Below are 25648 nucleotides of genomic sequence, written 5' to 3' on the forward strand. Positions count from 1 at the left end.
GGATTCCTCCGTCAGTTCTGGCCGGCGTAGACGCGGGTCATGCCGCCGTCCACGACGAGGTCGATGCCCGTGATGTAGCGGCTGGTGTCCGAGGCCAGGAAGACGAGGGCGTCGCCGATGTCCTCGGCCGTCCCTACGCGTCCCGCCGGGATCTCCTTCGCGACGCGCTCGACGTAGGCGGCGATGTCGTTGTCGCTCAGCTTCTGTTCGTGGCTGTAGCCCTCGGTGGGCACCACTCCGGGGCTGATCGAGTTGACCCGGATCCCACGGTCCTTGAGGTCCGTCGTCCAGCTGCGGGCCAGGGAGCGTACGGCCGCCTTCGACGAAGCGTAGACGGCGAACCCGGGCAGCCCCATGTCGGCGGTGATCGACGCGTTGAGGACGATGGACGCGCCGTCGCGGATGTTGATGCCGAGCTCGCTGTCGATCTGTTCCTCGGTCAACTCGGCCAGGGGCGTGGCGTGTCCGCCGCCCGCGTTGCCGAAGAGTATGTCGAGGTGGCGGTGGCGGACGGGCCGAGGTTCTCCGCGGCGGCGTCGAGTACGTCCTTGCGCCGGCCTGTGACGTAGACAGTGGCTCCCTCTTCGATCAGACGCTTGGCGGCGCCCAAGCCGAGTCCGGTCGTGCCGCCGGTGACCAGGGCGATCCGCCCCTTGAGTGCCTGCGATTCCATGTGAACTTCTCCTGATGGGCAGGGCCTTTCTGACGAAGCGCCTCGAACGACGCTTCGTCAGGAACGGGCCGAAGCTGGTGACTTACCGGTTGACGGTCTTCTGCTGCGCCGCGGTGTACCGCTCGCCCTTGATCTGCACCTGGGCCACGGCCTCTTCGATGCGCTTGAGGTCCTCGGAGGTCAGTTCCACCGTGTCGGCGCCGATGTTCTCTTCGAGGCGGTGCAGCTTCGTCGTGCCCGGGATCGGTGCGATCCACGGCTTCTGCGCCAGCAGCCACGCGATGGCGGTCTGAGCCCGGGTCGCCTGCTTGGCGTCCGCGATCTCACCCAGCAGCGCGATCAGTGCGAGGTTGGCCTCACGCGCCTCTTCCTCGAAGCGCGGCAGCACGTTACGGATGTCGTTGGCCTCGAACTTCGTGTCCTGACCGATCGCGCCGGTGAGGAAGCCCTTGCCGAGCGGGCTGAACGGCACGAAGCCGATGCCCAGTTCTTCCAGGGTCGGCAGGATGATCTCCTCGGGCTCGCGCCACCACAGCGAGTACTCGCTCTGCAGGGCCGTGACCGGCTGGATGGCGTGGGCCCTGCGGATGGCGTCCGCGCCCGCTTCGGACAGGCCGAAGTGCTTGACCTTGCCTTCCTGGATGAGGTCCTTGACCGTGCCGGCGACCTCTTCGATCGGCACGTCGGGGTCCACCCGGTGCTGGTAGAACAGATCGATGCGGTCGGTCCCCAGACGCTGCAGGGACTGCTCGGCGACCAGCCGGATCCGCTCCGGCCGACTGTCCAGACCCGCCGTGGGGTTTCCGTCCTTGAACCCGAACTTCGTGGCGATCGAGACCTGGTCGCGCACCGGAGCCAGGGCCTCGCCCACCAGCCTTTCGTTCGCTTCTCCGTACCCCTCCGCGGTGTCGAAGAGCGTCACACCGCGCTCGGCGGCCGCCCGGATCAGCTTGATGGCCTCACCCGGGTCCGCGGCCTGGCCGTAGCCGAAGGTCATTCCCATGCAGCCGAGCCCGATCGACGACACTTCGAGCCCACTGTTTCCCAGTTCACGCTTCTTCATTTCGTTCTCCTTTCGAGTGGCCACGAGCGACGACAACGCCGCGGCCGGTGTGGGGCCTGATGGTCGTGAGATGTGCCGGACGTGTGGTCAGTCCGCGTCGTCGCATGGGGTGTTGCTCCCGGCGGGTCGGCGCGGGGTCAGCTCGCGTCGGCGCCCTCGACGATGTTCTTCAGCTGTGTGATCGCGGACATCGCATTGGGCCAGCCGGCGTAGAACCCGATGTGGGTGATGGCCTCGACCAACTCGTCCTTCGTCACCCCGTTCTCCAGCGCCTTCGGCAGGTGGAAGGCGAGCTGGTCGGCGCGGTAGAGGGCGACCAGGGTGGCAACGGTGATCAGGCTGCGGTCCCGCTGGGACAGGCTCTCGCTCGCCCACACCTCGCCGAACAGGACGTCGTCGGTGAGCCGGACCAGTTCGGGCGCGAAGTCGCCGAGCAGCTTCTGCGCGGCGGTCTGTTCTTCAACCATGGCGTTGAGTCCTTTCTATGTGTTTGATCTGTGTCCCGGAGTCAGGCCGCCTCGCGGTGGGCCTGGGCCTCGTGCGAGGTCTCCTCGTCCGTGGCGGGCAGGGACACTTCAGGCACGGCGGTCCGGGTGGCGCGCATCGCGGCGAGGACGAGCGGGGGAATCAGGCCCAGGCCGGCCATGACCGCGCCGACCACCTCCAGTCCGGTCACGCCCAGGGAGGTGTCCAAGGTTGTGCCCGCGAGCCAGGAGACGAGGGCGATCCCCGGGTTGAAGGCCGACACCGTCAAGGCGGCGGCGAGGGCGGGCGAGGAGTGTCCGAAGCGCACGGCCAGCGGGGTGGCGATCGATGTGATGCCCAGGCCCGTCACACCTTGGTGGTCACGAAGACCTCGCCGCGGTCGACGCCGGAGGCGACGATGCCCTCACCGACCTCCTTCTCGTTGCCGTAGACGGCGGCGGTGTCGATCGGTCGGTAGCCGTGCTGGAGCGCGGTCGTGACCGCGGTGGCAGTCTCCTCCGGCGAGCTCTGGAAGACGCCCAGGCCGAGCGAAGGCATCCGCACGCCGTTGTTCAGCGTGATCATCGTGCTCTTGCCGGTCATGGTGGTTCCTTGCATGAGCGGGGACGGACCGATACGAGGTTCGATACCGGTCGGCCCCAAAGCGGGGCACCAACCATGCAACCGGGAACGGACACGATGAGGGAGTCTCCGCTGTGAGGGGTAACAGCAGGGACCCCCAGCGGCATATGCGCAGGCCACAGCCCCGCCCTTGCTGTCGGCGGCAGCCGCAGGAGGCGGGGCTGTGGACGTCGGTTCAGTTCTCGGAGTCCGCCTCGGCGGCCTGCACATCCGCGGCCTCGGCCGTGGCGGACCAGCTCGCCAGCAGGTTCAGCGCGTCCGCGGCCGCGGAGCCGGGGGCCGCGTTGTACAACGCCACGACCAGCCCCGACCCGTCCGGCAGGTGCATCGATTCGAAGTTGAGCTCCAGCTCGCCGACGACCGGATGCCTGAGGCGTTTCGTCCCCTCATGGAAGACGTGTACGTCGTGGGCGCCCCACATCACGCGGAAGGCGTCGCTGCGGGTCGACAGCTCACCGATCAGGTTCGACAACTCGCGGTCGTAGGGGTTCTTGCCCGCCTCGATCCGCAGCGCGCCCACAGCGCCCCTGGCGATGCGTTCCCAGTCGACGTAGAACCGCCGGGCCGCGGGGCTGAGGAACACGAACCGCACGGTGTTCGCCCCGCAGACCGGATCGGCGTACATCTCCGAGAACAGTGCGCGACCGAGCGGATTGGCGACCAGAATGTCGAATCGGTGGTTCTTCACGAACGCCGGCATGCCCGGCATCCCGTCAACGATGCGCTGCACGCTGGCCCGCACAGCCGGCCGGGCCGTCCGGCGCCGCACACGGGCCGGCGTCGTGTTCGCCGCTCGGGCCAGGTCGTACAAGTGCGTGCGCTCCGTGTCGTCGAGCCGCAGAGCCTGGGCCAGCGCCTCCAGGACGCTGTCGGAGACACCGCTGAGATTGCCGCGCTCCAGACGCGTGTAGTACTCGACGCTGACGCCCGCGAGCGTCGCGACCTCGTTCCTGCGCAGCCCCGCCACCCGGCGTTGGCCGTACACGGACAGACCGGCCTGCTCGGGCGTGATCTTGTCACGACGGGACTTCAGAAACGCACTGATTTCGGCGCGGTTGTCCATGAGGTCAGGGTAGGTTCGCCGCACACGGGCTGAGAGACCCTGTCATTACCCCTCACAGCGGTACCCCCCAGCGCCAGCCCCTTCCGGTAGCGCGGAGTCGAAGGTCAGAGGGGTTCAGTGCAGAGGAACACCATCCGCCCGGTTCCGGACATCAAACCCCCTGGAAGCCGACCAGCAACAGCGGTGCCTCAGGCAGCCGACCAACCAACACGCTCCAGGCCGGATCAGCCCCGAGGGAGCCGGTGTGACGGTCTTCGGCGGTGAGCGCCGCGTCCCCGGGCTGCGCCGCGAGGAGGTCCCCAGCTCGCCGGCGTGAGCACCGTTTACTACGCCCGGATGAAACCCGGGAACCTGCGAGGCGTCTCCGGGAGCGTCCTGTGCTCACTCGCCCGCACCCTGCGCATGGACGAAGCCGAGACTTCTCATCCCATCCCAGCAACATCCCAGCACCATCCCAGCACGGGAAAGAATTAAGGGGCCCGCCCCCGAAGAGTCGAACCCCTTCTGACCTGCATGTTTTCCAGATCAGCGAAGTGGTGTTACGTCACCCGCTACACATTGAAGCGGAACTCCACCACATCCCCGTCCTGCATCACATACTCCTTGCCCTCCATACGCGCCTTCCCCTTGGCGCGGGCCTCCGCCACCGAGCCCGTTTCCACCAGGTCGTCGAAGGAGATGACCTCCGCCTTGATGAAGCCCTTCTGGAAGTCGGTGTGGATGACTCCGGCGGCCTCGGGGGCGGTGGCGCCCTTCTTGATGGTCCAGGCTCGGGATTCCTTGGGGCCTGCCGTCAGGTAGGTCTGCAGGCCCAGGGTGTCGAAGCCGACGCGGGCCAGGGTCGCCATGCCGGGCTCCTCGACGCCGACCGACTCCAGGAGCTCCATCGCCTCCTCCTCGTCCAGCTCGGCGAGGTCCGCCTCCAGCTTGGCGTTGAGGAAGATCGCCTCGGCGGGGGCGACCAGGGCGCGCTGCTCGTTCTTGAAGTCCTCGTCGGTCAGCTCGTCCTCGTCGACGTTGAAGACGTAGAGGAAGGGCTTGGTGGTGAGGAGGTGCAGGTCGTGGAGGAGTTCCTCGTTGCCGGAGCCCTGGACGATGCCCGCGGAGAACAGGGTGTCGCCCTTCTCCAGGATCTCCTTCGCCGCCTCGACCGCCGCGACCTTCGGACCGATGTCCTTCTTGATGCGCGACTCCCGCTGGAGACGCGGCAGGACCTTCTCGATCGTCTGGAGGTCGGCGAGGATCAGCTCGGTGTTGATCGTCTCGATGTCGTCCTTCGGCGAGACCTTGCCGTCGACGTGTACGACGTTCTCGTCCTGGAAGGCGCGGATGACCTGGCAGATCGCGTCGGACTCGCGGATGTTCGCGAGGAACTTGTTGCCCAGGCCCTCACCCTCCGAGGCGCCCTTCACGATGCCCGCGATGTCGACGAAGTCGACGGTCGCCGGAAGGATCTTCTGCGAGCCGAAGATCTCGGCCAGCTTCGCGAGGCGCGCGTCCGGGACGCCGACCACGCCGACGTTCGGCTCGATCGTGGCGAACGGGTAGTTGGCCGCCAGCACGTCGTTCTTGGTCAGGGCGTTGAACATGGTCGACTTGCCGACATTCGGCAGACCGACGATTCCGATCGTGAGCGACACGTTGCGACTTCCCGTACGAGAGGAGGGTGTGGAGGAGAGTGTGAGGGTGGAGACGATCCCTCAGTCTACGGGCTGCCGTGGACCCCGCCCGGCGCCGTATCGAACAGATGGCCAAGGTCTGTAGGTCGGTCTGTACGTCGGCGTGTCTGAGGGGCTGTCGGGTGCGGAGGCCCACCTAGGTTGGTCCAGTGGAGCAACACAGGATCCGACATCGTCCTCAGCAATCCGGCCCGGCCCGGCCCGGACGTGGCGCCCCGCCGGCCCCCCGCGGCGGCCGTACCGCAGGCCAGGTGCCCGCCGGATCCCGGCGCCCCGCTGCCACCGGCGGACGGCCCGTCCCACCCGTCGTGCAGACCCTGCGACGGATGCCGAACCCCCGGCTCACCGGTCTCGGCGCCGGCCTGTTCTGCGCCGCCGTGATGTTCGCGCTCGGCTGTCTCGACCAGTTGCTGTTCGGGGCGTCCGTGACGGCGTACGGAGTGCTGTTCCTGCCGGTGTGCGTGCTGACCGCGGCCTGGGTGCGCGGCGCCGACCTCGTGACCGCGCCCGTCGTCGTCCCCATCGCCTTCACCGTGGGCGTGCTGCCCCTGGCGGACGGCGACGGGATCCCCTCCCGCCTGATGGGCGTCGTCACCGCCCTCGCCACCGAGGCCGGCTGGCTGTACGGGGGCACGCTCGTCGCGGGCGTCATCGCGACCGTACGGAAGATCCGCCTGATGAACCGGCGGCCGGGACGGACCCGCACGCCCGCGTGAACCGCTGGGCCGGGACGGACCCGTACGCCCGTGTGAGGCGCCGGGTCCCACGGCCCAGGTCGCTTGCCCCCTGCTACGTGTTACGCCTTCTCGGCCGCCCGCATCGCCGCGCCCACGATCCCCGCGTTGTTCTGCAGCTGCGCCGGGACGATCTCCGCCCTGATCCCCTCGATCAGCGGCAGGAACTTCTGGGCCTTGCGGCTGACGCCGCCGCCGATGATGAACAGGTCGGGGGAGAACAGCATCTCCACATGCGCCAGGTACTTCTGGACTCGGTGCGCCCAGTGCTCCCACGTCAGTTCGTGGTCGTCCTTGGCCTTGGTGGACGCCTTGGTCTCCGCGTCGTGGCCGTTCAGCTCCAGGTGGCCCAGCTCCGTGTTCGGGACCAGGACGCCCTCGCTGAAGAGGGCGCTGCCGATACCCGTACCGAAGGTGAGGAGGAGCACCGTGCCCTTGCGGTCGCGGCCCGCGCCGAACTGCATCTCGGCGACACCCGCCGCGTCCGCGTCGTTCAGTACCGTCACCGGGAGGCCGCCCAGCCGCTCGCTCAGCAACGCGCGCGCGTCCGTGTCGATCCAGTTCTTGTCGACGTTCGCCGCCGTACGGATCGTCGAGCCGTCCGTGACCACGCCCGGGAAGGTGATCCCGACCGGGCCCGTCCAGCCGAAGTGGCCGACGACCTCCTTCACGCCGTCCGCCACCGCGTCGGGTGTGGCCGGGTGCGGGGTGAGCACCTTGAAGCGCTCCTCCGCGAGGTCGCCCCTGTCCAGATCCACAGGGGCGCCCTTGATCCCTGACCCGCCGATGTCCACGCCGAAGATGTGCATGGCTCTACGTTACGGCGTACGACTGACAGTCACTCACCCGAGGGGGGCGTAGCCGTCTTGACGGCCGTACCGGTACGGCCGGCCACCAGCTCCGCCGCCTCCGCGCGCAGGTCGCGGCGCAGCTCCTTGGGCAGCGAGAAGGTGATGGACTCCTCGGCCGCCTTGACGATCTCCACGTCCTCGAAGCCGCGCTGCGTCAGCCACTCCAGGACCTGCTCGACCAGGATCTCGGGGACCGACGCGCCCGAGGTGACGCCGACCGTCGACACGCCCTCGAGCCACGCCTCGTCGATCTCGTCGGCGAAGTCCACGAGGTATGCCGCGCGGGAGCCGGCGAGCTTCGCGACCTCGACCAGCCGGACCGAGTTGGAGGAGTTCTTCGAGCCGACGACGATCACCAGTTCCGCCTCTTCGCCCATCTGCTTCACCGCGAGCTGGCGGTTCTGGGTGGCGTAGCAGATGTCGTCGCTGGGCGGGGAGATCAGCTGCGGGAACTTCTCCTTGAGGGCGTCGACGGTCTCCATCGTCTCGTCCACGGAGAGGGTGGTCTGGGACAGCCAGACGACCTTCGACTCGTCGCGGACCTCGACCTTGGCGACGTCCTTCGGGCCGTCGACCAGGGTGATGTGGTCCGGGGCCTCGCCGGACGTGCCGATGACCTCTTCGTGGCCCTCGTGGCCGATCAGCAGGATGTCGTAGTCCTCGTTCGCGAAGCGGACGGCTTCCTTGTGGACCTTGGTGACGAGGGGGCAGGTCGCGTCGATGGTCGCGAGTTTGCCGACGGCGGCCTCCTCGTGGACGACGGGGGCGACGCCGTGCGCCGAGAACATGACGATGGATCCCTCGGGGACCTCCGCGGTCCGCTCGACGAAGATCGCGCCCTTCTTCTCGAGGGTCTGTACGACGTATTTGTTGTGGACGATCTCGTGGCGGACGTAGATGGGGGCCCCGTACTGTTCCAGGGCCTTCTCGACGGCGATCACGGCGCGGTCCACGCCCGCGCAGTAGCCTCGGGGGGCGGCGAGCAGGACACGGCGGCGAGGCGAAGCGGTCATGTGAACCATCGTAAGGCCGGGGTCGGGGTGGCGGTGATTGGGTGTATTTCGCCCCCGCCGCCCCTACCCGTCCCATCCTGTCCCTGGGGGCTGCACCCCCAGACCCCCCTACGGCCCTGAACGGGCCTTGTCCTCAAACGCCGGACGGGCTGGAAATGCGGGCCGGTGCCTGAAAGTGCGGGACGGGCTGGAGGTGGGCGCCGGGCGTTGTCGGTGGTGGCCGTTAGTCTCGCGGTATGGGTCTCAATACGTCCGCTGATGCTCCGCTGCCTGTCGGTGAGGTGTCGCGGCTCATCGGGGGGTGGATCGAGCGGCTCGGTGCCGTGTGGGTGGAGGGGCAGATCACCCAGTTGTCGCGTCGGCCGGGTGCCGGTGTGGTGTTTCTGACGCTGCGTGATCCCTCGCACGACATCTCCGTCGCCGTCACCTGTTATCGCCAGGTGTTCGACGCCGTCGCCGACGTGGTGAGCGAGGGAGCCCGCGTCGTCGTACTCGCGAAGCCCGAGTGGTACGCGCCCCGGGGGCAGTTGTCGCTGCGGGCCACCGAGATACGGCCGGTGGGGATCGGGGAACTGCTCGTCCGGCTGGAGCAGTTGAAGAAGGCTCTCGCCGGTGAGGGCCTGTTCGCCGCCGACCGGAAGAAGACGCTGCCCTTTCTGCCCCACCTCATCGGGCTCGTGTGCGGACGGGCGTCCGCCGCCGAGCGGGACGTCCTGGAGAACGCCCGCCGTCGCTGGCCGGCCGTCCGTTTCGAGGTGCGCAACGTCGCCGTGCAGGGCGTGCACGCGGTGTCGCAGGTCGTCCAGGCGGTGAAGGAGCTGGACGATCTCGAGGAGGTGGATGTGATCGTCGTGGCTCGCGGCGGCGGGAGCGTGGAGGATCTGCTGCCCTTCTCCGACGAGCAACTCGTCCGCGCGGTCGCCGCCTGCCGTACGCCCGTCGTCTCCGCCATCGGGCACGAGCCCGACCAGCCGCTGCTCGACTTCGTGGCGGATCTGCGGGCCTCCACACCCACCGACGCCGCCAAGAAGGTCGTACCGGATGTGGGCGAGGAGTACGAGCGTGTGCGGCTGCTGCTCGACCGGGCCCGGCGGTGCGCCCACGCCTTCGTCGAGCGGGAGGAGCGCGGGCTCGCGCACGCCCTCGCGCGGCCCGTCATGGAGGACCCGCACCGGATGATCGACGAGCGGGCCGACCAGGTCGCCTCTCTCGCCGACCGGGCGCGGCGCACCCTGGGTCATCTCCTCGACCGCGCCGACTCCGAGCTGTCCCACACCCACGCGCGCGTGGTGGGCCTCTCCCCCGCCGCGACCCTGCGGCGGGGGTACGCGGTGCTGCAACACGCCGACGGGCACGTGGTCCGGGATCCGGGTGAGGTGGCGGCCGGTGAGGCGTTGCGGGCGCGGGTCGCCGAGGGTGAGTTCACTGTCCGAGCCGATGTCTAGGGTGGGCGCATGACCAGCAACGTAAGTGAGGCGCTCGGCTACGAGCAGGCGCGGGACGAGCTGATCGAGGTCGTACGGCGACTGGAGGTCGGCGGTACGACGCTGGAGGAGTCCCTCGCCCTCTGGGAGCGCGGCGAGGAGCTCGCCAAGGTGTGCCGGCAGTGGCTGGAGGGGGCCCGCAAGCGGCTCGACGCGGCGCTCGCCGGAGAGGATGCGGAGGAGGCGGGGGAGGGTGGCGAGGAGGGGTAGCCCCCTCCCCTCCCCCTTCCCTTCTTCCTGTGTTTGTGAAGCGGGTCACCATCCCCTGGCATTTGTTGAACTTTGAACTTCATCTTTGTACTGTCGACTTCGTCAGCCGATCCCGCCGGATCCGACGTACGTCTACAGAAGGTTTGCCATGTCCCTCGTTCTTGACCCCGCCGCCCAGGACCTGCTGTTCCGCGAGGCCCGTACCGCGAACACCTTCACCGACGAGCCGGTGTCGGACGAGCAGATCCAGGCGATCTACGACCTGGTCAAGTACGGCCCCACCGCCTTCAACCAGACCCCCCTGCGCATCACGCTGGTCCGCTCCGCCGAGGCCCGCGAGCGCCTCGTGCAGCACATGGCCGAGGGCAACCAGGCGAAGACCGCCACCGCGCCCGTGGTCGCGATCCTCTCCGCCGACAACGAGTTCCACGAGGAGCTGCCGACCCTGCTCCCGGCCTTCCCCCAGGCCAAGGACCTCTTCTTCAGCGAGCGTTCCGCCCGTGAGAGCGCCGCTGGGCTGAACGCCGCCCTCCAGGCCGCCTACTTCATCATCGGCGTGCGCGCCGCCGGTCTCGCCGCCGGCCCGATGACCGGTGCCGACCTCGCGGGCATCCAGAAGGAGTTCCTGGACGACGACCACACCCCCCTGATGGTCGTCAACATCGGCAAGCCGGGCGCCGACGCCTGGTACCCGCGCTCCCCGCGTCTCGCCTACGACGACGTCATCACCACCGTCTGAGACACCGTCACGGTGTGAGACATCATCACGTGTGAGTGCGACTGAGGCCCCCGGCTCCTGCCGGGGGCCTCAGTCGCGTTCGCCTGGTATTTACGTCGTCCGCAGGGCCTGGGCCATCTTCGTCAGGCGGTCGAACGACGCCGTGCCCGTCACCACCGTCGTGGAGCCCTTCTCACGCAGGACGAGCGCGTCGTACTGCCCGCCCTCGTACCGCGTCCACGTCGCGTCCCCTATCCGCTGGGTGACCTTCGTCTCGCGGGCGCCCTGCGTCGCCTCGCCGATGAAGACGGACGGCTTCTGCGCGGACTGCTCCACCGCCACGTAGTCGCCCTCGGCGTCGTGGAAACCGAGGTGCCACGCGTCGAAGTTCGCCCCCGAGAAGCGCACCGAGGTCGCCTTCCAGTCGGCCGACAGGCCCTGGGGCGCGGCCACCGGATAGCTCGCGGCGCGGCGAGCCGTCAGCAACTCGACGCGGTAGTCGACCCGTTTGAGGTCGGGAGCGGAGTCGTCGTGCGGGAGGAAGAGATAGATGACTCCCGCCGCGAGACTGATGACGCCCAGGGAGAGAATCATGTCCCTGACCGTCTTCTGCTTGCCGTTCTTGCCGTTCGAACCTGCCACGCCCCCTATCGTCGCAGGTGCACCGGCCGCTCATCCGTGGGGCCCCCTGCTCATTTTGTCTGCCTAACGATAGAGTCGGGGCCAACACCCTCATCCGGCCGTCGCCGTATCAGAAAGGTGCGTCTCGATGACCGAGCATCACGATCTGCCGCCCGAACTCGAAGTCCCCTCCGAGGCTCCCGACCGCAACCTCGCCCTGGAACTCGTCCGGGTGACCGAGGCCGCCGCGATGGCCGCGGGCCGTTGGGTCGGCCGCGGCGACAAGAACGGCGCCGACGGTGCCGCGGTGCGCGCCATGCGCACCCTCGTCTCGACCGTCTCGATGAACGGCGTCGTCGTCATCGGTGAGGGCGAGAAGGACGAGGCACCCATGCTCTTCAACGGGGAGCAGGTCGGCGACGGGACGGGGCCCGAGTGCGACATCGCCGTCGACCCCATCGACGGTACGACCCTGACCGCCAACGGCATGACCAACGCCATCGCGGTCCTCGCGGCGGCGGACCGCGGGTCGATGTTCGACCCGTCCGCCGTCTTCTACATGGACAAGCTGGTCACCGGCCCGGACGCCGCCGACTTCGTCGACATCAACGCGCCCGTCGCCGTGAACATCCGCCGGGTCGCCAAGGCCAAGCGCGTCACCCCCGAGGACGTCACCGTCGTCATCCTCGACCGGCCGCGCCACGTCGGCATCATCAAGGAGATCCGGGAAACCGGCGCCCGCATGAAGCTGATCTCCGACGGCGACGTGGCCGGTTCCATCCTCGCCCTGCGCGAGGGCACCGGCGTCGATCTGCTGCTGGGCATCGGCGGTACGCCCGAGGGCATCATCTCGGCCTGCGCCGTGAAGTGCCTCGGCGGCACCATCCAGGGCAAGCTGTGGCCCAAGGACGACGCCGAGCGGCAGCGGGCGGTGGACGCGGGGCACGACCTCGACCGCGTGCTGACGACCGACGACCTGGTCTCCGGGGAGAACGTGTTCTTCGTCGCGACCGGGATCACCGACGGTGAGTTGTTGCGCGGGGTTCGCTACCGGTCGGAGACGGCTACGACGGAGTCGATCGTGATGCGGTCGAAGTCGGGGACGGTGCGGCAGATTTCGTCCGAGCATCGGCTCAGCAAGCTGAGGGCTTACAGCGCGATTGACTTCGATCGCGCCAAGTAACCCTGGTGCGCCAAGTAACCCGGTGCGGGGGAACTTGGAGTTTGTGGGTGGGTGCGGGTTCGCTGTGGCTTGTCGCGCAGTTCCCCGCGCCCCTATCAGGCGGTAAGGGGGCGCCCTCTGTGCGGAGAGGGGCCCCCTTCCCATGGCCATCTATGTGTATGTGGCCCTGTGAGGTCAGCCGGCCGCGGCTATCGTGCCGTGGGCCGTCTTCTTGAGCTCCATTTCGCGGCGGCGCCGCCTGGCCAGGACCACGCGGCGCTCGGCGGCGGTCAGGCCGCCCCAGACGCCGTACGGCTCGGGTTGCAGCAGGGCGTGTTCGCGGCACTCGACCATGACCGGACAGCCACCGCACACACGCTTGGCCGCCTCCTCCCGGGAGAGCCGGGCCGCGGTCGGTTCCTTGGAAGGGGCGAAGAAGAGACCCGCCTCGTCGCGCCGGCACACCGCCTCGGTGTGCCACGGGGCGTCCTGGTCCCTCTCTCGCACTGGCACCCGCTGGGGCGGAACGGCAGCGACCTGCAGGGACGAATGCGGCGGTTGCAGCACGGTCTACTCCTGACGACGGCTTCTTCGCGAGCTGGAGGGAGTCGTGGGGCCCACGTGGACCGGGGCGACGGGTCCGGGGCGTCCGGGACGTGCGATCGCAAGGTGCGCGCGTGCCGGGCGTACCGGGTTCCGCGTGAAGCCCACGGCACCCTCCAAGAGACGATGCAGCAAGCCCTACCCGCTGTGCGCGCGCCTATGCACTGAGTCCCCGACCGCTGGGGCTCCAGGCATGACCGAACCGTCGCGACCTGACCGAATCCCTTCGGGTGCGACCGAATTCACAACCGTCAACGATCCAGGTGCTTGCGCAAACTCCGGTCGACCTTGCGGGAGACCCGGTCGAGGATGTCCTCGACCAGCTTGCCCCGCTTGGGTTTCGCGTCGACGGTTCCGAGTATCGCCAGTCCGTCCACATAGACCACGGGCGCGTCGGGTTCGCCCGAGTCCAAGGTGCGTACCTCGAAGGTGCCGAGCACACCGCCGCCGGTGCCGCGCAGCGACACGTTCTCCGGGACGCGGATGTCGACGCTGCCGAACACCGAGATCGCCTTGATCACGACCTGCTGGTACTCGAACACCGCCTCGCTGAGGTCGATCTCCACACTGCCGAAGATCGCGTACGCGTGCACCCGGCGACCCGCGCGCCAGCGGCCCCTGCGGACGGCGGAGCTGAAGACCGCCACCACGTTCTCGTCGGGGTCGAGCGGGATCGCGCCCGGGGTGGGGCGGTTGGGCGCGGACGCGTGCCCCCATCCCGCGGCCCCGGACGCGTGCGGCCGGTAGGGCGAATAGGGCGGATAGGACTGCCGGCCGGCGGGCAAGTCGCGTACGAAGACCTCCAGTTCACCGACCGTCTTGGCGCTCAGCACCCCCTCGACGCGCTCGGCGTGCTCGTCGGGCGTGAGGCGTCCCTCGGCCAGCGCCTCGCGCAGGACGTCGGCGACACGGTCGCGGTCGGCGTCCGAGGCGCGCAGTTCCGAGGGACGGGGTTCGTCGACGCGCGGTTCGGTGTGCTTCTGAAGGTCCACGGAAACAGCGTACCCAAACGCGATAGATCGCGACTAGGGGTGTGGACGGACGAGTGAAGGGACCGGAAGGGAAGAGGGACGGAGGGGAAGAGGGGCAGGCGGCCTCGTTCGAGCCGCCCTCCTCTCAACTGAGTCATACCTAACAAGCTGTTCCCTCCCGCCAGGTCATACGCTGGTGGGCGCCCGCCATGACGGCAGGCCGCTGTCTTCGTCGAGTGAGGAATGGGCGAGATGCCTGAGTTCGCGTACACCGATCTGCTCCCCATGGGAGAGGACACCACCCCGTACCGGCTGGTGACCTCCGAGGGTGTCTCCACCTTCGAGGCCGACGGGCGCACGTTCCTCAAGGTCGAGCCGGAGGCGCTGCGCAAGCTCGCCACCGAGGCCATCCACGACATCCAGCACTATCTGCGCCCGGCCCACCTGGCACAGCTGCGCCGGATCATCGACGACCCCGAGGCGTCAGGCAACGACAAGTTCGTGGCGCTCGACCTGCTGAAGAACGCCAACATCGCGGCGGCGGGCGTGCTTCCGATGTGCCAGGACACCGGCACGGCGATCGTCATGGGCAAGCGCGGGCAGAACGTCCTGACGTCGGGCGCGGACGAGGCGGCCCTCTCCCAGGGCATCTACGACGCCTACCTGAACCTGAACCTGCGTTACTCGCAGATGGCTCCGCTCACCATGTGGGAGGAGAAGAACACCGGGTCCAACCTGCCGGCCCAGATCGAGCTGTACGCCACCGACGGCGGCGCCTACAAGTTCCTCTTCATGGCCAAGGGCGGCGGCTCGGCCAACAAGTCGTTCCTCTACCAGGAGACGAAGGCCGTCCTCAACGAGGCCTCCATGATGAAGTTCCTGGAGGAGAAGATCCGTTCGCTGGGTACGGCCGCCTGTCCGCCGTACCACCTGGCGATCGTCGTCGGCGGCACGTCCGCGGAGTACGCGCTGAAGACCGCGAAGTACGCCTCCGCGCACTACCTCGACGAGATCCCGGCGGAGGGCTCCGAACTCGGGCACGGCTTCCGGGACAAGGAGCTCGAGGAGAAGGTCTTCGAGCTGACGCAGAAGATCGGGATCGGCGCCCAGTTCGGCGGCAAGTACTTCTGCCACGACGTACGGGTGGTACGGCTGCCCCGGCACGGCGCCTCGTGCCCCGTCGCCATCGCCGTGTCCTGCTCCGCCGACCGTCAGGCCGTCGCGAAGATCACGGCGGAGGGAGTCTTCCTGGAGCAGTTGGAGACGGACCCGGCGCGGTTCCTGCCGGAGACGACGGACGAGCACCTGGACGAGTCCGGTGAGAGTGACGTGGTCCGGATCGACCTCAACCAGCCGATGGACGACATCCTCGCCGAGCTGACCAAGTACCCCGTGAAGACGCGGCTTTCGCTGTCCGGGCCGCTGGTCGTGGCGCGTGACATCGCGCACGCCAAGATCAAGGAACGTCTTGACGCGGGCGAGGAGATGCCGCAGTACCTGAAGGACCACCCGGTGTACTACGCGGGGCCGGCGAAGACGCCCGAGGGGTACGCGTCCGGTTCGTTCGGCCCGACCACGGCCGGGCGCATGGACTCCTACGTCGAGCAGTTCCAGGCGGCCGGCGGGTCCAAGGTGATGCTGGCGAAGGGGAACCGGTCGGCTCAGGTCACCAACGCGTGTGACACGCACGGGGGGTTCTACCTCGGGTCGATCGGGGGACCCGCGGCGCGGCTGGCGCAGGACTGCATCAAGAAGGTCGAGGTCGTCGAGTACGAGGAGCTGGGGATGGAGGCGGTGTGGAAGATCGAGGTCGAGGACTTCCCGGCGTTCATCGTCGTTGACGACAAGGGCAACGACTTCTTCAAGGATCCGGCGCCGGCGCTTACGTTCACGTCGATTCCGGTGCGGGGGCCTGGGCTGGCGTAGCCCCCTGCGGGCGGCGGGCGGATTGGTTTCGCCCCCGCCGCCCCTACCCGTCCCATCCCCAGGGGCTCCGCCCCTTCGACCCCGCCAGGGGGCTGTGCCCCCTGGACCCCCCTTCGGCCTAACGGCCTCGTCCTCAAACGCCGGACGGGCTGGAAGGCCGGACGGGCTGAAAACGGGAATACGTTTCTCCGGACCCACGCTGTCACCCCCGGAGGTACGACCATGACTACGCCCGAGCAGCAGCAGTACCGCATCGAACACGACTCCATGGGCGAGATCCGCGTCCCCGTTCACGCCAAATGGCGGGCCCAGACTCAGCGGGCCGTCGGGAATTTTCCGGTGTCGGGGCAGGGGATCGAGCGGGCCCATATCGAGGCGCTCGCCCGGATCAAGGGGGCCGCCGCCAAGGTCAACGCCGAGCTCGGGGTGGTCGACAAGGACATCGCCGGTGCTATTCAGGAGGCCGCCGACGAGGTGGCCGGCGGGCAGTGGGACGAGCACTTTCCGGTTGACGTGTTCCAGACCGGGTCCGGCACCTCGTCCAACATGAACGCCAACGAGGTCATCGCGACGCTGGCGAGCGAGCGGCTCGGCAGGGACGTACACCCGAATGATCATGTGAACGCCTCGCAGTCGTCCAACGACGTGTTTCCGTCGTCCATTCACATCGCCGCCACCGCCGCCGTCACCCGGGATCTGATCCCCGCCCTCGATCACCTGGCCGACGCGCTCACCCGTAAGTCGGAGGAGTTCGCCGACGTCGTGAAGTCGGGGCGTACGCATCTCATGGACGCCACGCCCGTGACGCTCGGGCAGGAGTTCGGGGGGTACGCCGCGCAGGTGCGGTACGGCGTGGAGCGGCTGCGGGCCTCGTTGCCGCGGCTTGCCGAACTGCCGCTCGGGGGTACCGCCGTCGGGACCGGGATCAACACGCCTCCCGGGTTCTCCGCCGCCGTGATCGAGGAGGTCGCCCGGGCTACCGGGCTGCCTCTCACCGAGGCCCGTGATCACTTCGAGGCCCAGGGGGCGCGGGACGGGATCGTCGAGGTCAGTGGGCAGTTGCGGACTGTCGCCGTCTCGCTCACGAAGATCGCCAACGATCTGCGCTGGATGGCCTCCGGACCGCGCACCGGGCTCGCCGAGATCAGCCTGCCCGATCTCCAGCCGGGGTCGTCCATCATGCCCGGCAAGGTCAACCCCGTGATCCCGGAGGCCGTGTTGATGGTCTCCGCACAGGTCATCGGCAACGACCTCACCGTCACCACCGCCGGTGCCGCCGGGAACTTCGAGCTCAATGTCATGTTGCCCGTTATCGCCAAAAATGTCCTGGAGTCCGTGCGGTTGCTCGCCAACGTCTCGCGGCTGCTCGCCGATCGGACCGTGGACGGGATCGTCGCCCATCGCGAACGCGCGCGTGAGTACGCCGAGTCCTCGCCCTCCGTCGTCACTCCGCTCAACAAGTACATCGGGTACGAGGAGGCCGCCAAGGTCGCCAAGAAGTCGCTCGCCGAGCAGAAGACGATCCGCCAAGTCGTCCTGGAAAGCGGGTACGTGGAGCGCGGTGATCTCACCGTCGAGCAGCTGGACAGCGCGCTTGATGTCCTGCGGATGACGCGCCCGTAACGTCATCCGGCCACCGGCGTGAACCGTGACACGCACCGCACCGTCGTATGCCCGGGGCACCTAATATCTCTCCATGACAGACGACGGAGCGGTGAGACGAGTGGAAGCGGGCGGATCAGCGGCGTACTGGTCCCCCGGGAGTCAGATCCTGTGGCGGTACCGGGAGAACTCCGGGGACCGCTTCCACATCGTGCGTCCCGTCACCGTCGTACGGGACGACGCCGAACTGCTCGCGGTGTGGATGGCTCCCGGCACCGAGTGCGTCAAGCCCGTACTGGCGGACGGCACACCCGTGCACGTCGAGCCGCTGGAGTCGCGGTACACCAAGCCCCGGACCGTGCAGCGCGACCGCTGGTTCGGTACCGGGGTGCTCAAGCTGGCGCGCCCGGGTGAGCCCTGGTCGGTGTGGCTTTTCTGGGAGCCGGGCTGGCAGTTCAAGAACTGGTACGTGAACCTGGAGGAACCGCTGGTCCGTTGGGCCGGCGGTGTCGACTCCGAGGACCACTTCCTCGACATCACCGTGAATCCCGACCGGACTTGGGAGTGGCGCGACGAGGACGAGTTCGCGCAGGCCCAGCAGGCCGGGCTGATGGACGCGCAACTCGCCGAGCGGGTAAGGAAAGCGGGGCGTTCCGCGGTCGCGGTCATCGAGGCCTGGGGGGCTCCGTTCGCGGATGGCTGGCAGCACTGGCGCCCGGATCCGTCCTGGGCTGTACCGTCACTGCCGGAGGACTGGGACCGTACGCCCGCGCACATGTCGTCATGAGACCCTTGATGCGCCCCCGGTGCGCAACCGTAGGATCGTCCTCCGCAAGGGCGCACAACCGTAACTCCCGGAACATGCGCTGAGCCTGACCATACGTCACCGAGGGGCGGCAGGACGTGAGCGAGGGGTACGAGGGCAACACCGGTCCGGGCCGACCAGGGCTCGCCGGTGCGTCAGGAACAACCTCTGACCACGCCGGTTTTCCGTTCCTGGGGCACGTATTCCGGGTATCGGGAAGTCGGCGGGACCAACTGCGTGCACAACGCGCAGCCCCGGACGGATGGATTCGACACGCGTGACGGAGCAACCCACCTCGCACGAGCACCGTCGGCCGGACAACGGCCGGCCGGACATCCCCGCGGACACCCGCGGGGCGCTTCTGCGTTCCCCGGAGGCGGCGGCCCTGCCTCTGCCGAAGCAGACAACAGGGCAGGCAGGGACGGCCGGTGGACTGGAGGCCGCCGCCTGCCCTGTGACAGGCTCGGACAGCCCCGAGACCGTCGGCGGCGCCACCAGGGCCGCGCACGACGCGGGAACAGAGGCGGGAACAGGCGCGATGGCATCCAGCTCGGGTACTGGAACCGGTACCGGTACGTCCGGCTCCACCGGCCCCGACTCCGCCGGTCCGCCGGCCACCCCGGGCCCCGAGCACTCGCAGCCCGACCAGCCGTCCTCGACCGAGCCCGACGCGCACCGACCGCGTCCGGCGCCGGACGGCATCCCGGTCCAGCCGGACGGTGAGACGGCCCGCCCGGGCGCGGAGAACCACGCGGCCGAGAACCACGCCGCGGACCTCCACGCGGGCGTGAGCGGCTCCGCCGACGCGCATGTGCCCCTGGACGGCGCCGAACCGGCCGCGGACGCTCTCACGGGCAAGGAGCGGCGTTCCGGGCAGGGCAGCCCGTCCGGTGCTCCCCTGCCGATGCGGCGCGACGGCGACCGGCTGCGGTTCGTCGGGGCCGCGACCCGGCGGATCGCCCGGGGCATCGACCTCGACGAGATCGTGATGGGGCTGTGCCGGGCCACCGTGCCAACGTTTTCCGACACGATCCTCGTCTATCTGCGCGACCCCCTGCCCGTGGGCGACGAGCGGCCCACCGGCCCCCTGGTGCTGCGACTGCGCCGCACCGACCGGCTGCCGCAGGAACGGGACACCGAGAACAGTTTCCTGGCCACGTCCGCCGTGCCGCAGCCGCCGCCCGAACCGTCCCCGGTGAGCGCGGAACTGTGCGAGGTGCGTCCCGGCGGCGCGCTCGCCGAGGTGCTGCGCGGCGTCCGCCCGGTCTTCGCGGACGCGCCCGCCGCCCGCGCCGCCCTGCCGGAACTGCTCGGCGAGACCTACGACTTGGAAGTACCGGACGGACAGCGCGCGATCCTCGCCCCGCTGCGCGGCCGGCGGCGGGTCATCGGGGCGGCGCTGTTCCTGCGCCGACCGGAGCGCATGCCGTTCGAGACGGACGATCTGCTGGTCGCCGCCCAGCTCGCCACCCACAGCGCCCTCGGCATCGACAAGGCGATGCTGTACGGCCGCGAGGCCTACATCGCCGACGAGTTGCAGCGCACGATGCTGCCGGAGACCCTGCCGCGCCCGACGGGTGTGCGGCTCGCCTCGCGCTATCTCCCGGCCGCCGAGACCGCCCGCGTCGGCGGTGACTGGTACGACGCCATCCCGCTGCCCGGCAGCCGGGTCGCGCTCGTCGTCGGCGACGTCATGGGGCACTCCATGACCAGCGCGGCCATCATGGGCCAGCTGCGGACGACCGCGCAGACCCTCGCCGGGCTCGACCTGCCCCCGCAGGAGGTCCTGCACCACCTCGACGAACAGGCCCAGCGCCTCGGCACGGACCGCATGGCGACCTGCCTGTACGCGGTGTACGACCCGGTGTCGCACCGGATCACCATCGCCAACGCCGGCCATCCGCCGCCCGTCCTGCTGCACCTGGGCGGCCGGGCCGAGGTCCTCAAGGTGCCTTCCGGCGCGCCCATCGGCGTCGGCGGTGTCGACTTCGAGGCCGTGGAGCTGGACGCGCCCGCCGGCGCCACCCTCTTCCTCTACACGGACGGGCTCGTGGAGTCCCGGCTGCGGGACGTCTGGACCGGCATAGAGCAGCTGCGCGAGAAGCTCGCCGCGACCGCCCAGCTGACCGGGCCGGACCATCCGCCGCCCCTCGAAGCGCTCTGCGACGAGGTCCTCGACATGCTCGGCCCGGGCGACCGGGACGACGACATCGCGCTGCTCGCGGCCCGCTTCGACGGCATCGCGCCGAGCGACGTCGCGTACTGGTACCTGGACCCGGAGGACGCGGCGCCCGGCCGGGCCCGCAGGCTCGCCCGGCGCGCCCTGTCCCGCTGGGGTCTCGAGGACCTGACGGACTCGGTGGAACTGCTGGTCAGCGAGGTCGTGACCAACGCGGTGCGCTACGCGTCGAAGCCGATCACACTGCGGCTGCTGCGGACCGACGTACTGCGCTGCGAGGTCGGCGACGACGTGCCGCAGCTGCCGAGGCTGCGGCAGGCGCGGGCCACGGACGAGGGCGGGCGCGGGCTGTATCTCGTCAACCGGCTGGCCCGGCGCTGGGGCGCGACCCGGCTGAGCACGGGGAAGGTGGTCTGGTTCGAACTGAACCGGACATGAGGGCGCGGGACGCGTACGAGGAGGGGCTCCCGGTGATCACCGGGAGCCCCTCCTCTTATGCGCCGCCTGCCGGCTACTGCCCGTCTTCCGGGGCGGGCGGACTGAAGGTGATGCCCCCCGCCCCGCCCGGCCCGCCCGTCGGGGTCGGCGTGGGAGTCGGCGTCGGAGTCGGGGTCGGCGTGGGCGTCGGGGTCGGCGTGGGAGTCGGGGTCGGAGTCGGGGTCGGCGTGGGCGTCGGCGTCGGAGTCGGGGTCGGCGTGGGCGTCGACGTGGGAGTCGGGGTCGGCGTGGGCGTCGGCGTCGGTGACGCCGTCGGCTTCACGCCCGCGCCCAGCTTGGTGTCCAGGTCGAACTTGGCCACCTTGCCCATCGTGCCGAACGTGTACGTCGCCCAGATCTGCGCCGGGTAGCCACCGCCGTTGATACGGCCGCCGCCCACCTTGATGAGGCCCGTCGCGCCCGTCAGGGTGACCTGGTTGTGGGTCTTGGCGTCCTCGCCGAACAGGCCGACCGAGGTGACCATATTGGGCGTGTATCCGGTGAACCAGGCCGACTTGTTCTCGTCGGACGTACCCGTCTTGCCGGCCACCTGCTGGCCCTTGCGGTTCTTCGCCTGGGCCACCGAGACGCGGGCCGTACCGTCGTTGACCACGCCCGTCAGCACCGACGTGACCGCGTCGGCGGCCTCGCGGGTGATGATCTGCTCGCCGAGCGGCGAGGGCATCTCGACCGTACGGTCCTTGTGCTCGGCCGACCCCACGATGGCCGGGGTGACCTTGCGGCCGTGGTTGTCGATGGTGGCGTAGACGCCGGCCATCTCCATCGGGCTCGCGCCCATCGTGCCGAGGGTCTGCGCGGGCACCGCCTGCAACCCCTTGGTGTCCAGGCCGAGTTCGTCCGCGACCTCCATGACCTGGGACATCCCGACGTCGACGCCCATCTGCGCGAACACCGAGTTGATCGACTTGTTCATCGCGATCTGGACGGTGACGTCGCCGTAGTCGGCGTCGTCCTCGTTGGGCGGGCCGAAGCCGACCTTCTTGCCGTCGGACACCACCTGCCGGCCGCTCGTGCCGTCGTAGATCGTGTCCGGGTTGATCAGGTCGCCGTCCTGTGTGCGTGCCTGCTTCTCCATGGCCGCCGCGAGGATGATCGGCTTGAAGGTGGACGCGGGCTGGTAGTCCCGCCGGGTCGCGTTACTCAGGTAGTGGTCAAAGTAGTCGACCCCGCCGTACAGCGCGAGCACTCGCCCGGTCTTCGGGTCGACGGACACGGCACCGGCCTGGACGTTGCCGTCGACCTTGCGCTTCTTCGCGTCGAGCTTGCTGGTGAGCTGGCTCTTGACGGCCTGCTCCAGCGCGACCTGCTTCTTGCGGTCGATGTTGAGCGTGATCGTCCAGCCGCCCGCGTCGACCTGCGCCTTGGCGTCCTCGGCGTCGTCGGCCGTGCCCTCCGCGACGAGCTGCTTGGCCAGCTCGCTCTTGGCGGCGTCGACGAGGTAGCCGGTCTGGCCCTCGAGGCCGGGGGCGCCCTTGGGGTCCTTCGGGTACGGGAACTTCATGGCGGAACGCGTGGCCTGGTCGAGCCAGCCCTCCTCGACCATGTTGTCCAGCACGTAGTTCCAGCGGGCGGTCACCAGCTTCTTGCCGGTCTCGGAGGCCACCGCCCAGTCGTACTGGCTCGGCGCCTGGAGCAGCGCGGCGAGGTACGCGCCCTGCTCGACGGTGAGCTTCTTCGCGTCGACGCGGAAGTAGGCCTGCGCTGCGGCCTGGATGCCGTAGGAGTCGCGGCCGTAGTAGTTGGTGTTGATGTAGCCGGCGAGGATGAAGTCCTTGGTCTTCTCGCGGTCCACCTTCAGCGAGATGACCAGTTCCTTCAGCTTGCGCGTGACGGTCTGGTTCTGGTCCAGGTAGTAGTTCTTGACGTACTGCTGGGTGATCGTCGAACCACCCTGCTTGCCCTTGCCGGACAGTGTGTTGATCAGACCTCGGGCGGTGCCCTTGAGGTCGACGCCGGCGTCCTTGTAGAAGGACTTGTTCTCGGCCGCGACAAAGGTGAGCTGGACCTTCTTGGGTACGTCGGACAGGTCGACGATCTCGCGGTTCACCGTGCCGGTGCGGGCGAGGACCGTGCCGTCGCTGTACTTGTAGATGTTGCTCTGGAGTTTCGCGGCCTCGTTGCCCGCGGCGGGCACGTCGATCATCAGGTACAGCACGATGAAGCCGCCCATGCCGAGCAGGACGAAGCCGAAGAACGCGCCGAGGATCTTCTTCCAGGTGAACAGCCGGCGGATGAAACTCTTACCTTCTTTTCCGCCCTTTGCGCCTTTGGCGCCCTTGCCGCGCGCCGCCGCTCTGGCCGCCGCCCTGCCCTGGGGCAGGGTCGCGGTCGCGGTGCCGGCCGCGGTCCCGCTCTCGGCTCCGGTCGTGTCGTCGGTACCGGTCGACACCGGCTGGGTCGAACGCTTGGGCGCCGCGCGGCGGCCACCGCGTTGCTGCCGCGCTCGTCTCTCGTCCGCTCGTCCCATGGGTCGCTTCGCTCCGGTTCCTTCTTGCGTTCCGTCTCGTACGGCACACAAGTTCGTGGGTCAGGTCAGCTCAGAAAAATAACACCGACAGATATGACGACGAGATTCCGATCCCGTCTTTCCGGGACGTGACAATCAGCACCCGTCCCAATGCAACCGACCACTGGAGGGTGCGGAAGGTTGCCGGGCGCGCTAAAGTGATATCACTTAGATAGGCCGCCGCTAGCGCCGCAGCGGTGCCCGGCGGCACCAGCCACGAAACGGGGGAACCATCCATGACCACGAACGACTCCACTCCGGCCACCGACCCCGGCATCGATCTGCCCGACATGCCCGAACCCCAGATCCGGGAGACCCCGGCGCACAGCATCGGCGGCGGACTCGCCCTCCTGCTGGGGCTGCTCGGACTCGCGCTCGGCGTCGGCATGGCCATCAGCGCGACAGCCGTGTCCGACGGCGCCGCCAAGGCCGCGCTGATCGTCCCCGGCATCCTGATCGGCCTGGCCGCCTTCATCGCCATGTGCGGGCTGAACATGGTCGCGCCGGGCGAGGCCAGGGTCGTCCAGCTCTTCGGGCGGTACCGGGGGACGATCCGGCAGGACGGGCTGCGCTGGGTGAATCCGCTCACTTCCCGCACCAAGATCTCCACCCGGGTCCGCAACCACGAGACGGCCGTCCTCAAGGTCAACGACGCCTACGGCAACCCGATCGAGCTCGCCTCGGTCGTGGTGTGGAAGGTCAAGGACACCGCGCAGGCGACGTTCGAGGTGGACAACTACGTCGAGTTCGTCGCCACCCAGACCGAGGCCGCCGTCCGGCACATCGCCATCGAGTACCCGTACGACGCCCATGAGGAGGACGGGCTCTCGCTGCGCGGCAACGCCGAGGAAATCACCGAGAAGCTCGCCGTCGAGCTGCACGCGCGCGTGGCGGCGGCCGGGGTGCAGATCATCGAGTCGCGCTTCACGCACCTCGCGTACGCTCCCGAGATCGCCTCCGCGATGCTCCAGCGGCAGCAGGCGGGGGCGGTCGTGGCCGCGCGGCGGCTGATCGTCGACGGCGCGGTGGGGATGGTCGAGGCCGCGCTCGCCCGGATCACCGAGCAGGACATCGTGGAGCTGGACTCCGAACGGAAGGCGGCGATGGTGTCGAACCTGCTGGTGGTGCTGTGCGGTGACCGCGCGGCCCAGCCGGTCCTGAACACGGGGTCCCTGTACCAGTGAGCGATTCCCCCGGGGGCCCGGCGCCCGAAGAGCCCGAGCGCGCCCCGCGCCGGCCGCAGCAGCAGCGCAAACAGGTGCTGCTGCGGCTGGACCCCGCCGTGTACGAGGCGCTGGCCCGGTGGGCGGGGGACGAGCTGCGCTCGGCCAACGCGCAGATCGAGTTCGTACTGCGGCGGGCGCTGGCGGACGCGGGGCGGCTGCCGGGGGACGCCGGGCCGATCCCTCGGCGCGGGCGTCCTCCGGGGAGTTCCGCCCCCGGACCACCCCCGTCGGCCTGAAGGGCACGCGCGCGAGTGCCGGACGGTTGGAGACACCCGTCCGGCCCCGACAAGGCGGCCGTGACAGAACCGTGACAATCGGCCCCCACCTGCGCACTCACCCGCCCGCCGCCCCCTTCGTCCCACCCTCCTCCACGACCTATACACGGCACGTATAAACACCACGTATACCCCGTGCGTATAGTCCTTCCCATGTCCATCGGTCACACCCTTCTGGGACTCCTGGAGTCCGGCCCCCGACACGGTTACGACCTGAAGCGGGCCTTCGACGAGAAGTTCGGGCACGATCGCCCGCTGCACTACGGGCAGGTCTACTCGACGATGTCCCGGCTGCTGAAGAACGGGCTCGTCGAGGTCGACGGGATCGAGGCCGGCGACGGGCCCGAGCGGAAGCGTTACGCGATCACCGACGCCGGAGTCACCGACGTACAGCGGTGGCTCGCCACACCCGAGAAGCCCGAGCCGTATCTGCAGTCGGTCCTCTACACGAAGGTCGTCCTCGCGCTCCTCACGCACCGGAACGCCGGCGAGATCCTCGACACGCAGCGCTCCGAGCATCTGCGGATGATGCGCATGCTGACCGAGCGCAAGCGCAAGGGCGGCCTCGCCGACCAGCTCATCTGCGACCATGCCCTGTTCCATCTCGAAGCCGATCTGCGCTGGCTGGAACTGACCGCCGCGCGGCTCGACAAACTCGCCCAGGCGGTGACGGCCTGAT

Annotated in this window: 25 protein-coding genes and 1 pseudogene; 12 read left to right on the forward strand and 14 right to left on the reverse strand. The window is 69.1% G+C overall.

Annotated elements, in window-relative coordinates:
• Window positions 1-11 precede the first annotated feature (11 nt).
• The 8 genes and pseudogenes from ABZ855_RS24670 to ychF all read right to left on the reverse strand — a co-directional run bounded on the left by ABZ855_RS24670 (window position 12) and on the right by ychF (window position 5546).
• Window positions 12-443: an SDR family oxidoreductase gene (locus tag ABZ855_RS24670; protein ID WP_360810203.1), complete on the reverse strand. Its 432-nt coding sequence runs from the start codon at window positions 441-443 to the stop codon at window positions 12-14.
• Window positions 440-673 (reverse strand): SDR family NAD(P)-dependent oxidoreductase, encoded by a 234-nt coding sequence (locus ABZ855_RS24675; protein WP_360810205.1) that lies wholly within the window; start codon window positions 671-673, stop codon window positions 440-442. The genes ABZ855_RS24670 and ABZ855_RS24675 overlap by 4 nt, the downstream gene beginning before the upstream one ends.
• Window positions 674-755: 82 nt before the next feature.
• Window positions 756-1736 carry an aldo/keto reductase gene (locus tag ABZ855_RS24680; RefSeq protein ID WP_360810207.1) on the reverse strand — a complete coding sequence of 327 codons (981 nt, stop codon included), beginning with the start codon at window positions 1734-1736 and terminating at the stop codon, window positions 756-758.
• Window positions 1737-1873: 137 nt separating this feature from the next.
• A complete protein-coding gene (locus ABZ855_RS24685; protein WP_360810209.1) occupies window positions 1874-2203 on the reverse strand; it encodes a carboxymuconolactone decarboxylase family protein in 330 nt (109 codons plus the stop codon).
• A gap of 41 nt (window positions 2204-2244) precedes the next feature.
• The gene (locus tag ABZ855_RS24690) at window positions 2245-2571 is read right to left on the reverse strand and encodes a hypothetical protein (protein WP_360810211.1); all 327 of its coding nucleotides are present in this window, start codon (window positions 2569-2571) and stop codon (window positions 2245-2247) included.
• Window positions 2571-2804: pseudogene (locus ABZ855_RS24695) on the reverse strand (aldo/keto reductase); the annotation flags it as partial. The gene ABZ855_RS24690 and the pseudogene ABZ855_RS24695, both read right to left, overlap by 1 nt.
• Before the next feature lie 214 nt (window positions 2805-3018).
• On the reverse strand, window positions 3019-3906 hold the full coding sequence (locus tag ABZ855_RS24700) for a helix-turn-helix transcriptional regulator (protein WP_360810213.1): 888 nt from the start codon (window positions 3904-3906) through the stop codon (window positions 3019-3021).
• Between the two features lie 551 nt (window positions 3907-4457).
• Window positions 4458-5546, reverse strand: coding sequence for a redox-regulated ATPase YchF (gene ychF / locus ABZ855_RS24705; protein WP_319213401.1), 1089 nt, complete (start codon window positions 5544-5546; stop codon window positions 4458-4460).
• A gap of 188 nt (window positions 5547-5734) precedes the next feature.
• Between ychF and ABZ855_RS24710 the strand changes: the two genes are divergently transcribed.
• Window positions 5735-6301, forward strand: coding sequence for a DUF6542 domain-containing protein (locus ABZ855_RS24710; protein WP_360810215.1), 567 nt, complete (start codon window positions 5735-5737; stop codon window positions 6299-6301).
• Window positions 6302-6381: 80 nt separating this feature from the next.
• Here the strand turns inward: ABZ855_RS24710 and ppgK are convergent, their stop codons facing one another.
• Window positions 6382-7128, reverse strand: a complete 747-nt coding sequence (gene ppgK, locus ABZ855_RS24715) for a polyphosphate--glucose phosphotransferase (RefSeq protein WP_360810217.1) — start codon at window positions 7126-7128, stop codon at window positions 6382-6384.
• Window positions 7129-7157: 29 nt separating this feature from the next.
• Complete coding sequence (locus ABZ855_RS24720; protein ID WP_360810219.1) at window positions 7158-8192, reverse strand: 4-hydroxy-3-methylbut-2-enyl diphosphate reductase; 1035 nt, start codon at window positions 8190-8192, stop codon at window positions 7158-7160.
• Window positions 8193-8419: 227 nt separating this feature from the next.
• Here ABZ855_RS24720 and xseA point away from each other — a divergent pair, with 227 nt between their 5' ends.
• The 3 genes from xseA (at window position 8420) to ABZ855_RS24735 (ending at window position 10616) form a co-directional block, all read left to right on the forward strand.
• Complete coding sequence (gene xseA / locus ABZ855_RS24725) at window positions 8420-9628, forward strand: exodeoxyribonuclease VII large subunit (protein ID WP_360810221.1); 1209 nt, start codon at window positions 8420-8422, stop codon at window positions 9626-9628.
• 9 nt (window positions 9629-9637) lie between these two features.
• Complete coding sequence (locus ABZ855_RS24730) at window positions 9638-9877, forward strand: exodeoxyribonuclease VII small subunit (RefSeq protein WP_360810223.1); 240 nt, start codon at window positions 9638-9640, stop codon at window positions 9875-9877.
• Window positions 9878-10025: 148 nt separating this feature from the next.
• Window positions 10026-10616 carry a malonic semialdehyde reductase gene (locus ABZ855_RS24735; RefSeq protein WP_360810225.1) on the forward strand — a complete coding sequence of 197 codons (591 nt, stop codon included), beginning with the start codon at window positions 10026-10028 and terminating at the stop codon, window positions 10614-10616.
• A 90-nt stretch (window positions 10617-10706) separates the two neighbouring features.
• On the opposite strand, the gene ABZ855_RS24740 is transcribed toward ABZ855_RS24735, so the two are convergent.
• Window positions 10707-11237 carry a DUF4245 domain-containing protein gene (locus ABZ855_RS24740; RefSeq protein WP_360810227.1) on the reverse strand — a complete coding sequence of 177 codons (531 nt, stop codon included), beginning with the start codon at window positions 11235-11237 and terminating at the stop codon, window positions 10707-10709.
• 127 nt (window positions 11238-11364) lie between these two features.
• Between ABZ855_RS24740 and glpX the strand changes: the two genes are divergently transcribed.
• On the forward strand, window positions 11365-12399 hold the full coding sequence (gene glpX, locus ABZ855_RS24745) for a class II fructose-bisphosphatase (RefSeq protein WP_360810229.1): 1035 nt from the start codon (window positions 11365-11367) through the stop codon (window positions 12397-12399).
• Between the two features lie 174 nt (window positions 12400-12573).
• On the opposite strand, the gene ABZ855_RS24750 is transcribed toward glpX, so the two are convergent.
• Together ABZ855_RS24750 and ABZ855_RS24755 are read right to left on the reverse strand one after the other, a co-directional pair.
• On the reverse strand, window positions 12574-12945 hold the full coding sequence (locus ABZ855_RS24750) for a WhiB family transcriptional regulator (RefSeq protein WP_319213410.1): 372 nt from the start codon (window positions 12943-12945) through the stop codon (window positions 12574-12576).
• Window positions 12946-13232: 287 nt separating this feature from the next.
• Window positions 13233-13973 (reverse strand): DUF1707 domain-containing protein, encoded by a 741-nt coding sequence (locus ABZ855_RS24755; protein WP_360810231.1) that lies wholly within the window; start codon window positions 13971-13973, stop codon window positions 13233-13235.
• A 231-nt stretch (window positions 13974-14204) separates the two neighbouring features.
• On the opposite strand from ABZ855_RS24755, the gene ABZ855_RS24760 reads away from it, so the two are divergent.
• The 4 genes from ABZ855_RS24760 (at window position 14205) to ABZ855_RS24775 (ending at window position 20902) form a co-directional block, all read left to right on the forward strand.
• A complete protein-coding gene (locus ABZ855_RS24760) occupies window positions 14205-15878 on the forward strand; it encodes a fumarate hydratase (RefSeq protein ID WP_360810233.1) in 1674 nt (557 codons plus the stop codon).
• 222 nt (window positions 15879-16100) lie between these two features.
• A complete protein-coding gene (locus ABZ855_RS24765) occupies window positions 16101-17501 on the forward strand; it encodes a class II fumarate hydratase (protein ID WP_360810235.1) in 1401 nt (466 codons plus the stop codon).
• A 73-nt stretch (window positions 17502-17574) separates the two neighbouring features.
• Window positions 17575-18267: a DUF402 domain-containing protein gene (locus tag ABZ855_RS24770; protein WP_360810237.1), complete on the forward strand. Its 693-nt coding sequence runs from the start codon at window positions 17575-17577 to the stop codon at window positions 18265-18267.
• A gap of 280 nt (window positions 18268-18547) precedes the next feature.
• The gene (locus tag ABZ855_RS24775) at window positions 18548-20902 is read left to right on the forward strand and encodes a SpoIIE family protein phosphatase (protein ID WP_360810239.1); all 2355 of its coding nucleotides are present in this window, start codon (window positions 18548-18550) and stop codon (window positions 20900-20902) included.
• A gap of 73 nt (window positions 20903-20975) precedes the next feature.
• On the opposite strand, the gene ABZ855_RS24780 is transcribed toward ABZ855_RS24775, so the two are convergent.
• The gene (locus ABZ855_RS24780) at window positions 20976-23429 is read right to left on the reverse strand and encodes a transglycosylase domain-containing protein (protein ID WP_360810241.1); all 2454 of its coding nucleotides are present in this window, start codon (window positions 23427-23429) and stop codon (window positions 20976-20978) included.
• 275 nt (window positions 23430-23704) lie between these two features.
• On the opposite strand from ABZ855_RS24780, the gene ABZ855_RS24785 reads away from it, so the two are divergent.
• From ABZ855_RS24785 to ABZ855_RS24795, 3 genes are all read left to right on the forward strand, one after another.
• Window positions 23705-24652, forward strand: a complete 948-nt coding sequence (locus ABZ855_RS24785) for an SPFH domain-containing protein (RefSeq protein WP_360810243.1) — start codon at window positions 23705-23707, stop codon at window positions 24650-24652.
• Window positions 24649-24930 (forward strand): hypothetical protein, encoded by a 282-nt coding sequence (locus ABZ855_RS24790; protein WP_360810245.1) that lies wholly within the window; start codon window positions 24649-24651, stop codon window positions 24928-24930. Before ABZ855_RS24785 ends, ABZ855_RS24790 begins: the two co-directional genes overlap by 4 nt.
• 192 nt (window positions 24931-25122) lie before the next feature.
• A complete protein-coding gene (locus ABZ855_RS24795; protein ID WP_319211361.1) occupies window positions 25123-25647 on the forward strand; it encodes a PadR family transcriptional regulator in 525 nt (174 codons plus the stop codon).
• The last annotated feature ends 1 nt before the right edge of the window (window position 25648 follow it).

The sequence above is a fragment of the Streptomyces sp. NPDC047042 genome (assembly GCF_040644035.1).
Lineage (GTDB): Bacteria > Actinomycetota > Actinomycetes > Streptomycetales > Streptomycetaceae > Streptomyces.